Origin of the sequence: Bradyrhizobium sp. th-b2, from assembly GCF_000426785.1 — a bacterium.
In the GTDB taxonomy this organism is placed as follows: Bacteria; Pseudomonadota; Alphaproteobacteria; order Rhizobiales; family Xanthobacteraceae; genus Bradyrhizobium; species Bradyrhizobium septentrionale.
The window spans coordinates 1-12,274 of the sequence record NZ_AUGA01000105.1; the positions used below are offsets into that span (position 1 = coordinate 1).

Annotated in this window: 8 protein-coding genes and 6 pseudogenes; 4 read left to right on the forward strand and 10 right to left on the reverse strand. The window is 58.9% G+C overall.

Annotation, left to right across the window (positions count from 1 at the left end; genetic code table 11):
- The coding region (locus K359_RS0143660; protein ID WP_029079398.1) for a transposase at nt 1-306 on the forward strand (306 nt) is incomplete at its 5' end.
- A gap of 19 nt (nt 307-325) precedes the next feature.
- Here K359_RS0143660 and K359_RS0143665 read toward each other — a convergent pair.
- From K359_RS0143665 to K359_RS0143685, 4 genes and pseudogenes are all read right to left on the reverse strand, one after another.
- A pseudogene (locus K359_RS0143665) lies at nt 326-658 on the reverse strand (ThiF family adenylyltransferase); the annotation flags it as partial.
- 206 nt (nt 659-864) lie between these two features.
- Nucleotides 865-1,932, reverse strand: a complete 1,068-nt coding sequence (locus tag K359_RS55435) for a PLP-dependent cysteine synthase family protein (protein ID WP_051346761.1) — start codon at nt 1,930-1,932, stop codon at nt 865-867.
- Complete coding sequence (locus tag K359_RS55440) at nt 1,929-2,882, reverse strand: kinase (protein WP_084518767.1); 954 nt, start codon at nt 2,880-2,882, stop codon at nt 1,929-1,931. Before K359_RS55440 ends, K359_RS55435 begins: the two co-directional genes overlap by 4 nt.
- Nucleotides 2,883-3,290: 408 nt before the next feature.
- Nucleotides 3,291-4,571 carry a Xaa-Pro peptidase family protein gene (locus K359_RS0143685; protein ID WP_224496907.1) on the reverse strand — a complete coding sequence of 427 codons (1,281 nt, stop codon included), beginning with the start codon at nt 4,569-4,571 and terminating at the stop codon, nt 3,291-3,293.
- A 331-nt stretch (nt 4,572-4,902) separates the two neighbouring features.
- On the opposite strand from K359_RS0143685, the pseudogene K359_RS62400 reads away from it, so the two are divergent.
- Nucleotides 4,903-5,011, forward strand: a pseudogene (locus tag K359_RS62400) (integrase core domain-containing protein); the annotation flags it as partial.
- A 369-nt stretch (nt 5,012-5,380) separates the two neighbouring features.
- Here the strand turns inward: K359_RS62400 and K359_RS0143690 are convergent.
- A complete protein-coding gene (locus tag K359_RS0143690; protein ID WP_029084754.1) occupies nt 5,381-5,602 on the reverse strand; it encodes a hypothetical protein in 222 nt (73 codons plus the stop codon).
- A gap of 254 nt (nt 5,603-5,856) precedes the next feature.
- Nucleotides 5,857-6,810: pseudogene (locus K359_RS66510) on the reverse strand (IS110 family transposase); the annotation flags it as partial.
- Nucleotides 6,811-7,035: 225 nt separating this feature from the next.
- On the opposite strand from K359_RS66510, the pseudogene K359_RS60070 reads away from it, so the two are divergent.
- Nucleotides 7,036-7,799 (forward strand): annotated as a pseudogene (locus tag K359_RS60070) (IS3 family transposase); the annotation flags it as partial.
- 143 nt (nt 7,800-7,942) lie between these two features.
- Complete coding sequence (locus K359_RS62405; protein WP_156929028.1) at nt 7,943-9,121, forward strand: IS3 family transposase; 1,179 nt, start codon at nt 7,943-7,945, stop codon at nt 9,119-9,121.
- Between the two features lie 413 nt (nt 9,122-9,534).
- On the opposite strand, the pseudogene K359_RS62410 reads toward K359_RS62405, so the two are convergent.
- The 4 genes and pseudogenes from K359_RS62410 to K359_RS0143720 form a co-directional block, all read right to left on the reverse strand.
- Nucleotides 9,535-9,702, reverse strand: a pseudogene (locus K359_RS62410) (IS256 family transposase); the annotation flags it as partial.
- A gap of 84 nt (nt 9,703-9,786) precedes the next feature.
- Nucleotides 9,787-10,422 (reverse strand): annotated as a pseudogene (locus K359_RS55455) (IS66 family transposase); the annotation flags it as partial.
- A 291-nt stretch (nt 10,423-10,713) separates the two neighbouring features.
- Nucleotides 10,714-11,757 (reverse strand): IS110 family transposase, encoded by a 1,044-nt coding sequence (locus K359_RS0143715; RefSeq protein WP_029084756.1) that lies wholly within the window; start codon nt 11,755-11,757, stop codon nt 10,714-10,716.
- Between the two features lie 192 nt (nt 11,758-11,949).
- Nucleotides 11,950-12,274 (reverse strand): ATP-binding protein (locus K359_RS0143720; protein WP_029084757.1); only part of this gene is annotated, 325 nt, incomplete at its 5' end.

The following is a 12,274-nucleotide window of genomic DNA, read 5'->3' on the forward strand; positions in this document are numbered from 1 at the left end:
GAGCAATTGCTCGCCCCATCGCTGCGGCCGGGCGATACCGTTATCATGGACAACTTGCCCGCTCACAAGGTCCATGGCGTTCGAGAGGCCATCCGGGCGGTCGGAGCAAGCCTGCTCTATCTTCCGCCCTACAGTCCAGACTTCAACCCGATCGAAATGGCCTTCTCTAAACTGAAAGCCCTGTTGCGGGCCGCCGCAGCGCGCACCATGCCCGATCTCTGGCAAGCAATCGCCAACGCTCTCAAGCGCTTCTCACCCGAGGAATGCCAAAATTATCTCGTCGCGGCTGGTTACGACGCAACGTGATCGGAAAATGCTCTAGTTCCTAACAGCCTCTAGCAATCATCTCGATTTGCTGCTCTTCCGAGCCATCGCACGATCTGAAAGTAGCAGCGTACAAACGCGCCTGCACGGCAATACAATTTGGAGTGTTGTCCAATGCAACAGCGACCCTCTCAAACATCCAATCGTTTCGGTTGTTCAAATAGGCGTCCGATTCGACGGAAAACACCGAAAACTCCAGCGCTGTGCTCGCGAGCGCGCAATAAGCCATCTCGAGTTTTTGCAAGTCGACATGAGATTGCCCGGCCAGCACGTAGCGCTGCAGATTCGAGAGCTCGACCTCCTCATGGTCCACCAGTTGGAGCGATCTTAAGGCCCGTCGCGCGAGCCAAGGCTCAAATGGCGCGGTTCCCGATTCCGCCGAAGATGGCTCCCTGCGCGAACTCCGCTAATTGCGATAGGGTAATCATGAAGCCGTCTTCGCTTATGCGCGAGACCAGACTTTGCTATACGCATTCTGCGCCGATGTATCTTCCAATACTCCTCGCGGAGGCCATGGCCATTCGCGGCCTTGTCCTTGGTCTAGCAAATGGCAGTGGGGCGACATTCGCGATTTGCGAGGGCATCGTCTGCACTCGGCACCTCTTGCAAGACCCGCCGTCCCCAGATCATGCGTGTCCACGACTCCTCTCCACCTGGCGCAATCTTCGCAAGGGTCTCCGGTGCATCGGCAATGGTGATCGGCCAACCCTCCAGAGTGGCGAGCCAGTCGTTGTTGAACGCCGTCTCTTGATATCGAAAACCCTCATCGGGCAAGATGACAACCGTTATCGCTCTGGGATGGCGACGTGCATACCATTGCCCCACCAAGGCGGCTGCCCCGCTCGTCGGGCCCATAAAAAGCGCGTGATCCCGAGAAAGCTGATGGGTGGCAGCGAAAGCTGGCAGAGCGCCAACCCAATGGACCTCATCGACTAGCTGGTGATCCAGATTGCGGGGCAAAATCGAGTTGCCGAGCCCGCGCAACAGCCGCCGGCCGGGCGTGTGGCCGAATAGCACACTGCGAGGGGTGTCAACAGCGATGACTACAAGTTCGGGAAAGACCTGGCGCAGGATAGCCGCCGTGCCGCAGAGAGACCCTCCAGATCCGGCGCAGCCGACCAGACAATCCACGTGGCCGACCTGACGCACGAACCATTCCGCAAGCCTGCCGTAGGCAAGGCAACTCTCCGGATTATCATACTGCCCAGGCCAAAAGGTTCCCGCATGTTCCGTGCGGATCGCCTGCAGCCGTTCCAGACGGCGGCTCTGAGCCCCCGAACCTTCAGGATCGTCCACAATATCGAGGCGCGCCCCGAGTAGTTTCAGTCGGCAGCGGAGCGTTCGATCGACCAGTGTTTTGGCGCTGATTATGGTCAAACGATAGTCGTGTGCCGCCGCGACCATGGCGAGGGCTAGGCCGAAAGTGCCGGATGTCGTTTCGACGATGTGACCACCTGGCGCAAGGCGCCCAGAGGCCCGCGCACGGGCAATCATGAAGCGGGCCGGAATTAGTTTCATCAACGGAAAGCAGGCAGCGAAGAGGTTAGGAGCAAGACGCGCTGGTCGCGGCGTTTCATAAGCGGCAAGGAACGTGCCGGCGGTGTTCATGAGCAGGCGGCTCCATAGCCGCGCGCCGCAAAGACCATGATGTCCTCAAATCCGGAACAATAGAGGCGCTCGGCTAAAGCGGCGGTACGTTGAGTGACGTCAGCTTCTTCCGCTGGGAAAAGGATACCCATTAGGCTGCCACTGTGGGCTACTTGAAGCCCGCAAGCGCCGACCTGTGCCGTCAAATGCAGCAAGTCTTCAAAATGGGACTTCGAGAGATAACGCTGGTTAATCCGAGAACTCGCGGTCGCCATTCGCCCGAGCAGCCGAGCATCCTGTCGCATAATCGCCTGGGCGGCCAAGCCTCGCAAACACCGAAATTGCTCAATCTCCCGTGCATCGTAACGCGCCGGCGGCAGTTGCAACGTGTCGACTGGCTGGTCGTTCGGATGCCTGAAGCCCACCACCATGAAATCCGGATACTCGTCGGCGAAAAGCTCGATGACCATGCCTTCGCGCTGAGCATATAAGACCGATTGGCCATCGTATGCGGCAGGATCGCTGGCACCTTCAGCCGCCACCGCAAGACGCGATACCGTCGCGCGGGAAAGTGCCGCCCCCGCCGAGACTGCCGCTGCGCGGATCGCCGCAACGACATCGGCGGTCGAAGAGCCGTAGCCATGACCCGCCGGAATATTGCTTTGGATCGTGAGATCTCCGCCAAATTGATCATAGCCGAGATGCTCGAAAGTCAGGGCTATCGCCCGCGCGGCCTTACTGCGACCAGGCGGACTCGTCCTTATCCCCTCGGTACTCTGCGGCCAAAACGTAGCGACCGAGTGCCGAGCTGGAAATGGCAAGGTGATCAGACCGCGATGAAGACGCCCGTCCTCTCCTTCAAACACTCCCTGCAACAACTCACCATGATGGCCGATTGCTCGGCCAACACCGACTTGCGTCGAGCCTCGCCGCGAGTTCGCCGACTGGGTTAAACTCACGACGATCCCCATCCAATAATGCCTAGCCGGTAACACCTACTCCCAGCCTAGCATTCATGATTGCAAAAGTCGGCTCCGATGACACCTACCAGACTTGGGGATACGCGAGTTGCTACCGGACCATTTGGGCAGTCCTGGCCTCGGATTGAAGGTGATGCTGCGGAAGCCGTCCAAAGTAGGCTAGCCAGAGCCGGGCCATAATGCAATGACTTCGCAGTTGCGCGATCAGGATCATGAGAACCATTTCGGCTGTGAGCGTGAACAGGCCACAACTGTCCTTCGTAGACGTTCGGAATAACACTTGTCTGCGGCAGCTGCTCGCGGTCCTGACCTGAACTCCGCGCAGCAGGCCATCATCGTGGCGACGCAAGCCAACGAACATCAAGAACGCAGCTATTCGGGATCGAGTTCGGCTCGACCTTAATTTGATAGAATCAAGTTGCCATCAGTGGTCATGAACGTTTCGATTCCGTCTTCGCGAACGACGACCGCGTCTTCGACCTGCAGGCCACCCCAGCCTGTTTCGTAATATGGTGTCTCTACACAGATTACCATCCCCTTCTCAATGATGTCTGTACTGGTCGGCGTAAGATCGGGCAGATCGTAGCCATCGATCCCGATGCCATGTCCAACATGCGAACGTGCAAAGTGATTGATGCCTTCTTTCCGCGTGACGTCGACGGCTCGCGCGAAGACGTCTGCGGCCTTAACACCTGGTTGAATCATTTCGAGTGCAGCCTGAACGCCGCGATGTAGCGCGCGATGATATGATTTCATCTTTGCCGACGGTTCCCCGAACACGGCGACCCGCGCAATATCGGCGCGGTAATGCTTGAAGCGCCCGCCGACGTCGAATCGGATGATGTCACCCTCGACCAAGCGAGCCTCAGATGGTTGTACGTTGGGCATGGCACTGCGCGTACCGAAGCCGATGCAGCCGAGCACTGGCTCGCAATCGCTTTCGACCGTCTTCCGGTGAAACGAACGCCCCATCTCGATTTCCGTGATACCAGCTCGCGCTTCCGCCACCGCGGCTTGGATCGAGCGCTCGGCGACTTGCGCGACGTATCGCAATCGGTCAATTTCCTCAGCTGTTTTGACGGCGCGAACTCTTCGGAACAGGCCAGAACCTGGGATGAGTGTCGCGTTCGGCAGGAGCTCTTGCAGGCTTTCCCAATTGCCCGGCATGAGCCCGAGCTCGTCAATTGCAATACGTCCCCTGTCAGCGCCCGCGTCGGTCATCGCCTTGACGAGCGCCTTGACCGGCGTCCCATCGTCGGGCAGGCCCAAGAGGTGCAAAAGTTTCTCGTCAACACCGCTGTGCAATTTCTCTGTACGATACATCTCAAAGTAGCCGAACCTGCGGATATTGGGTACCCAGACATTCTGGTCGGCAAGCAGGTCCAGCAGAGCAGTTGAGGCCACCACGGTAGATCGCTCGGGGCCTTTTCGGGGGATAACGACGTAGGTCTGAGGCCCCCGTCTGATCCATTGTGATAGTGCCCAGTACCCACTTGCGTAGGTCACGTTCTCCGGCGAACTCGCCACCAGAGCGTCAATGCCCTCTGCCGCAAGGACGGCGTCGAGACGATCCAGATTGATTAACTTCTTGGATTGGCTTGGAAGCAAAAGCCCAGTCATGTCAAGCTCCACGCCTTTACTGTCATTAGGACCTTCACTGACATTAAGTTGCGACGTCATCGGAATAATGCTCCTGCGCCATCGGCAAGCGAGTGCCTTTCTATGCTCATGGGCTCCCGCCGGGACGTTCGGCCTGTGCAGCCTTTCACGAGGCGCGAGGCGTTCTCCGACCTAGATAGTTTCCTGGCGTCTGCAGAAACGTCCACTTTAGTAGCAACAAGCATGCCAGACGATCCTTAATTCAAGCTACTGATGAGATTGTGGGAAGTGGTTTTTCGAGCGACGATGGCGTGTGCCCGAAAGCTGACAGAGGCGGCGCGCCTGTAAGACACCGGACAAGTGTCACACTGGTCGCCTTCCGCTGCAAAGTGGCGCTTCAGCATTGCAAACAACGGATCGCGGGCACAACGCCATCCTGACATGGGGTCGTTCAGAGCCGCGTCGTCTGGCATTACATCGCACCCGGCAAACCGATGCAGAATGCCTTCATTGAAAGCTACACGAAATCCGGCTCTCTCCCGCGCGTCCGTTTGCAACCGTCTAGGACGACATGGGAAGGGTCGCCCGCATCGGACTCGCGGCGCGGACGTTCAGTCCTGAGTACCCTCATATCCGGCAGGGTCGAAGTCGCGCGCCGTTTATTCCTCTCCGGGCCCTAAGATCGGTTAGGTCACTACAACGCCGGTGCGCCTTCAACCGTCCACACCCCATCTTGGCCGCCCCCTCGTGGGTGGCCATGCGTCGAGAAGTAACCACTTCATCCGTAGCAACGTTGTAGAGCTTCCCTTTGTGATCGGCAATTCTCGCCATCTCTTTTTCCATTTGATCTTGGTCTGCGTCGTGGGCGTATCCGCGCAAATGGATCAGCACTAAGTTGCCGCGCCTGGGCAGCCGCGGAACCTTGTCGAGGATGTGCTGCGGTGCTCCTTTTTGATCTCTACGCCGTATCCGTAAACCAGTCCGTCGTCGTTGGCGATCTCGTGTATCACGTACTCGATTTCATTTAGCTCATCGGGCGTGAGGTCAAGTGCCACTGCAGTCGCCTTGGCTTCCTCGCGGTCGTACTCATCTTCAATGTGTCGGCTGTTCATTGGTTTCAAAGTTTTTGCATGGGTGATCCATGAACTGAGCCGCCCGGGTGGGCTGATCAGACGTCGTCGCGGTTGAACAGGTGACCTCAATGCACAAGCGGAGCGTAGAGTGTACTTGGTGCTAATGCCCACTGCTCAGAGTTGGCGTTGATCTTCCCTCAACGGAGGTGCGTTGGAGCACATTTAATCGCCTGCTCCGCATCTGCCGGCATGGGCAGCTGAGCTGGTCCGCAAACCTGAACAGTGCGATAAGTGTTACTCGGCGCCAGTCCCGGCGAGGAGGTAAAATGCTTTGGACTTGGCCACGGGGAGAGGTCGTCGCCGCATTCAGCGATCAGCTTCAGCGAGAGGTAAGAACCGAAGCCGTCGATCGTGGTGATGTTCGACGCCGCGAGGCCCGCGGCGCTGATCCATGGCCATGACCGCGATGGATGCTCCGTTTCTTCAACACGGCTTCGATCCGGGCGTCGCAGGCAGATGCCTTCTCGCGGTAGGCGTCGTAAAGCGCAAGTGCTTGCTCGAGCGCAAACAGATGCTCGGCGCGATAGCTTCCGGTGAGCGCCTTCGCGATCGTCTCGGCGCTGGAGTGGCAACTGTAATGGCGCAAGCACGCCAGCGCCTCCGGATCGCGCTCGCCTGCAAGGACCGCGCGTATGACACGCAGGCCGGTCGCGCCGGTGATGTCGGCGACAACGTAGTGCAGCTGAAGATTCATCTCCGTCAAGGCCTTCTGCATATGCTGGATGTGTGAGGCCACGTACTCCAGCAGACGCTCGCGCTGACGCACGTAGGCTCGTAGCTCGGCAATCTTCCCTTTGGGCCGAAAGCTGGCCCGCAGGAACCAAAATGAATGGAGCCGCTGCAGCCATTGCGCATCGCTGACATCGGTCTTGCGCCCCGGCAGGGGCTTGGCATCGCGCGTTGACAAGAAACACGCTAAATCCCCAGGGATCGAGAAGCTCGAAAATGGGAATCCAGTAGACGCTGGTCGACTCCATGACGACGGTCTCGACGCCGCATTGAGTAAACCAGTCGACCAGCCGATGCAGATCGGTCGTGAAGGTACCGAAGCTGCGGACTGGCTCCGGTGCGCGATCTGCCCTCACAGCAGCCATGTGCATAGTCGCTCCGACGTCGATGGCACGCGCGTTCGGGTGCACCATCGGCATCTTACCACCGTTCCTCGACTTCGATCTTTTGGGGTTCATATCCAGTCCTCCTGCTGACCGCGGTGGAAGGGCTGGGTCGCGCTATTGGTCAGATTCTTAGACGGGATCACCGGATGGCGTCACCACTCTCAAGTGCGCAACAACCCATGGCCAGGTTTTTTAGCGGGGTAACGTGCCACCAAAATCGTATCGGCCGCTCCCTTCCGGTCGGCAATCTAGCGCCGGCCCGTTTCTATCCCACAGGGGGAGCGCAGCGCCGCGCATAGTTTTTTTAGAAGGAGCGCTCACCAAGGCGGGATTGCTGAGCGCAAAGCGATGATCGACCGTGCACACGATCTGCCGATCCCCAAGCAGGCGGAAGCTCCGAACATCAGCCGCGGCAGCGTCTACTATCTGCCCCGTCCAGTGCCGCCCAAAGACCTCGCGCTGATGCAACGGCTCGACCAGGCTGCATCTGTAGTTTCCCTTCGCCGGTTCGCGAATGCTGCCTGCTGGCTACCGATGCAAGATCGGCCGCCGGCATGTCAGAACGCTAATGCGGCGGATGGGGATAGAGGCGCTCTACCGCCGTCCGCGCACCACCCAACCCGAGCCCGGCCACAAGATCTATCCGTATCTGCTGCGCGGTATCGAGATCACGCGTCCGAACCAGGGCTGGGCGATGGACATCACCTACATCCCGATGGCGCGAGGCTTCGTCTATCTGCCCGTGGTGCTGGACTGGCGACCCGCCGGGTTCTGTCGTGGCGGCTGTCGATCACCATGGAGGCTGCATTCTGCGTCGCGACACTCGAAGATGCCCTGGCCCGTCACGGCAAACCGGAGATCTTCTCTCGCAGTTCACCGGCGCGGCGCTCACCGGCGTGCTCACCGACAACGGCATCGCCATCAGTATGGACGGCCGGGGCGCCTGGCGGGACAACGTGTTCGTCGAGCGGCTGTGGCCCAGCGTCAAATACGAGGAGGTTTATCTGCGGGCCTACGAGAACGTCAGCGAAGCTCGTGCCTCGATCGGCCGATACCTATCGCAGCACAGCACACCGTCGGGGCAGGCTAGACGCTAGCGCGCGACGAGTTCACCCCGAAGATCACCGCACTGTTATCGGTGAGTGTTGTGAACGGAGCAAGCCGCGTGCCGAACTGAATTCGCAGCCTCTGAAGGCATTTCGTAGTGGCGCGCCGTGTCGAGGTGCCGACATTGGTTTCAACTCAGACAGTCTGTCAGTCGACAGGAGATCGACGCGGCACTGAAGGTAAAGAACGCGCTGGAAGCCGTGCCCGAGCAGGCATCAACGCAGCCTCTCAATGTTATGGCAGCGACAACGACCTTGCCCTGATGCGGCGGATCGACGAGTTGTTCACCGGCTGGTCGTTCCTGGCCTCGCAACGAATGACTGCAATGCTGAAAGCTGAGGCGCTTCAGGTCAATCGCAAGCGCGTGCAACGGTCGATACGCCAGGGTCGCAGCGCTGGACGTCCTAGCCTTGGCAAAGGCTCTACTTATCGACGCGGAAAATCTGCTCAGACGACCGGGACCACCTCACTGGGATTGGCATCACTTTTGCTTACTTTTGGTTCGCTGGCGGGCGGGTCTCAGGTGGAGATTAGAATGTTTAAGTTGTCGAAGATGAAAGTACTTGCGCTGCCTTTTGCGGCAATGATTGCGTTATTCCCAGCATCTGCGAAAGCGCCGATCTGGAGTTCGAGCGATCAATACGGCAATTTTTCCCTTAATGGCTATTCCTGGAACAACGACGTGTATGGTCAAGGTGCTGGACCTCAAACGATCTCGGTGCATTCGGTCAATCAATGGAGCTTGTGGTCGAACCAACCTGATACCGGCGGCATCAAGAGCTATCCCCACGAGGCTTTCAATGTTGGAAAACCGCTGAGCGCGATCAACAACCTGAGTTCAAGCTTCAATCAGAGCGTCCCGACTGGCGGCCGCTGGAACTTCGCCTACGATATCTGGGACAGCTCAAATGCCTACGAAATAATGCTTTGGACCAATTACACCGGGAATCCCGATGGAAGCGGCGATGTTAAACCCATTTCTTACAAGTATAATTCGTCAGGGACTGCCGCGATCCCAGTCTACACAAGCGTCAGTGTGGGCGGAGCGACTTGGAACGTGTTTGAAGGCTGGAACAAACACAAGGTTATCTCGTTCCTGCGCACTTCCAAGACCAACAGCGAGACCGTGGATATCAAGAGTATCCTGCAATGGATAAAGTCGAAAGGATATTTTGGGGACATAACCGTCGGCAGCGTCCAATACGGCGTTGAGATCACCTCGTCCCCCGGCGGACTAAGCTTTGACGTCAACCATTGGTCCGTGCTCTCGAAGTGACTACTTGGGACCGTCGATGAGGTGATCGTCGGCCCGAACGGGAGGTCTTTTCGGATCGTTTGCAGCAACGCGGCCCCTTGGTTGCCTCTGACCTGCCCCTGCGTATTTCCTCCAGATGGAGTTAGAGTCCGGCCTACCATCTAAATTCGGCTCGGCGTTGGCATACGGAGTAAAGATCGTCCTTGAGCGTGCCGGCTTTCAGTCTCCTCCTGAGACATCAGAAGTCAGCTCTGCCACACGCAGAGATGATAGAGAGCCGTTGATTGCCGAGGCGGTGGTCAGAATCACTGAGTCAAGCGACGACCGGATTTCCAACCATCGCCGAGACCACGTCAATCCGGGTACCGTCCGGAAGGTGGTTGGAATTCGCAGTGGCGCGATCTCCGGGTACATGAAGGCATCTGTTCGGGCTGGTCAATTGGCTGATCGATAGGTTTGGCGGCGAGCGTCTGCCAGCCATCGATCTTGCACAGGTTGATTCGGCCGGAGGCGAGCAGCGCCCAGAACAGAATGGCAGCGGTGTCCGCGGACAGCAGCACGGTCTGGATCTTGATCCGCCGCTTAAACTCCTCGTGCAGTCGTTAGATCGTACGCATACGACGAAGGCCGCCTGATTGACGCATGCGCGCGGGCGTGGCGATCTGTAAGATAGCGTTTGGTGAAGATCAGGCGGCTTGCTGATCGTCGGGCTTGCGGGTTTGGCGCAGAAGCTTCCATTCCCAGGGCAGCAGTTCGTGCAGGCGCGAAGCGGGAAGATCGGCGATGCGGGCGAGGACGTCGGCGAGCCAGGCCTTGGGATCGACGTCGTTGAGGCGACAGGTCGTGATCATCGTCAGCATGATTGCGGCACGGTCGGCACCACGCTGGCTGCCGGCGAAGGTCCAGTTGCGCCTTCCCAAGGCGATGCCTCTCAATGCGCGCTCAGCACAATTGTTGGTCAGGCAGATCCGGCCATCGTCGAGGAAGCGGGCGAAGCCGTCCCAGCGCCTGAGCATGTAGTTCATGGGCTTCAGAACCTCGGAGGAGCGCGAGAGGGTTTCGCGCTCACACAACAACCAGGCGTGCATGTCGTCGAGAATCGGCTTGCTCTGCACCTGGCGCACAGCACGGCGCTTGTCGACGCTGCTGCCGTTGATGGCGCGCTCGATCTCGAACAGCGCATCCAGACGCCTGACTGCCTCCAGCGCGATCGGGGAGACCGGTTTGCCCCGGCGGCCCTCCCTGGCATTCTTCTCGATGTCGGCCAGCTCGAAGAAGCCCCGCCGCGCATGGGCGAAGCAGAATGCCGGCGTGATCGGCAGCACTATAGCGCGACATGTATGGAACGGCCCGCGGGCGCAAGAGCTTTCTCAGTCGACTTCACACATGGGAGCGGTGCGGTCATGTATACGGCCTGTAAAGCGCGGCGCATGACCGCTGGCCTCGATGAAGTCCGCGACACAAGGGGCTAAATCAATCAGACGCGCTTGAAGCGCATTGTCGCGCCAGCCTCACTCGTGTCGGGATTTCGTCCCGTGGGTTCATCGCCTGTTATTGCTCCTTGCCCTCTGCCGGCCCGCGCCGGTCAGATCTCTTTGACAACTGCTGTATTATCAAGCGGCAGGCGTAGTCGTCGCTAGCGTCTCCGGATGCCGATAAATCCCACCCCTGTTCAAGAGCGCCCAGGCAATTCGCGCTGTCTTGTTGGCCAGTGCGACCGCTGCCACCTTGTACGGACGTCTGGCGAGCAGCGACTTCAACCATGGCGGCGCCCGATCAGCCTTCCGGGCAATTCGCAGGACGGATGTCGCCCCAAGAACGAGGAGGCTCCGAAGTTCGGGGTTTCCCATCTTCGAGATTCGCCCCATCCGCTCCTTGCCCCCACTCGAATGCTGTCGCGGCGTCAGTCCCAGCCAGGCAGCAAAGTGACGAGCGGATTTGAAGCCGCCGGGATCTGGCACCAGCGCCTTGATGGTCGCCGCTGTAATGGCTCCAATGCCGGGGATGGTAGTCAGTCGGCGCATGTCCTTGTCGGTCCTTGCCGCAGCAACAATGGCTCGCTCGAGCTTGTCAATCTGGTCCGCCTGAGCCTCGATCTGATCGGCAACTGCCGTCAGCGCGAAGCGCGCTGCCGCAGGCAAGCGGATATCTGCTACATCCCGTACGATTGCAACCAACGCCTCGACCTTTGTCCGGCCGGCGGCGGCAATGATGCCCAACTCAGCCAGATGCGAGCGCAGGGCGTTGATCGTCTGCGTTTGCTGTTTCACCAGAAGTGCGCGACTCTTCAGGACCATCGTTCCGGCTTGTTGCTCGGCCGTTTTGATCGGAACGAAGCGCGTGGTCTTGCGAGTCACGGCTTCGCTGATGGCCTCGGCATCCGCCGCATCCGTTTTTCCACGCTTCACAAACGGCTTGACGTAAGCTGGTGGGATCAGCCGCACTTCATGGCCGAGAGTTGCAATCTCGCGTGCCCAATAGTGAGCGCTGCCACAGGCTTCTATTCCGACAAGGCAGGCCGGCTGCTTCGAGAAGAAATGCAGGACCTCGCTGCGCCGTAGTCTCCGGTTGAACACCGGCGAGCCATCGGCACCCGCGCCGTGAACTTGAAAAATGTGCTTCGCCAAATCCAACCCGATGGTGCTAACCTGCTTCATGGAACGGTCCCTCCTTGTGGCGTTCGAACAACGACCACGTTTTAGCACGATGATGCTGTCGGAGCGGGCCGTTCCACCACATCAATCAGGATGAGAGTGGCGCGTCAATCAAGATGAGACAAGGCAGCCGAGTGGGCGGATCATTGACGCTGGCCGCGGGTTTGGCAAGGCTTGATTGACGCTGCGCGACAATCACGCAGGATTGCCAGCGTCAATCGTTGCCTTGTCGAGTTCGTTGGGGGTGGTATGAACGGGCGGCCGGCCTGGACCGCGCTTGCGATCGAGGGCAACTTTTCGACGGTAACTTTCGACGTTCATCTCGAGGATCGTGGCGTGGTGGACCAAACGATCGATGGCAGCCAACGTCATTGCCTGGTCCGGGAAGATACGCCCCCATTCGCCAAATGGCTGATTGGCCGTGATCAGCAGCGAGCGTCGTTCGTAGCGGGCGGCGATCAACTCGAACAGCACACTGGTTTCCGCCTGATCCTTGCTCACATATGTGATGTCGTCGAGG

Excerpts from the sequence above, each read along its gene's own strand:
- K359_RS0143715 (WP_029084756.1), bottom strand. The coding sequence starts at position 11,757 with ATGAAGCAGGTTAGCACCATCGGGTTGGATTTGGCGAAGCACATTTTT.
- K359_RS55435 (WP_051346761.1), bottom strand. The coding sequence starts at position 1,932 with ATGAACACCGCCGGCACGTTCCTTGCCGCTTATGAAACGCCGCGACCA.
- K359_RS0143685 (WP_224496907.1), bottom strand. The coding sequence starts at position 4,571 with ATGACGTCGCAACTTAATGTCAGTGAAGGTCCTAATGACAGTAAAGGC.
- K359_RS55440 (WP_084518767.1), bottom strand. The coding sequence starts at position 2,882 with ATGGGGATCGTCGTGAGTTTAACCCAGTCGGCGAACTCGCGGCGAGGC.
- K359_RS0143690 (WP_029084754.1), bottom strand. The coding sequence starts at position 5,602 with ATGAACAGCCGACACATTGAAGATGAGTACGACCGCGAGGAAGCCAAG.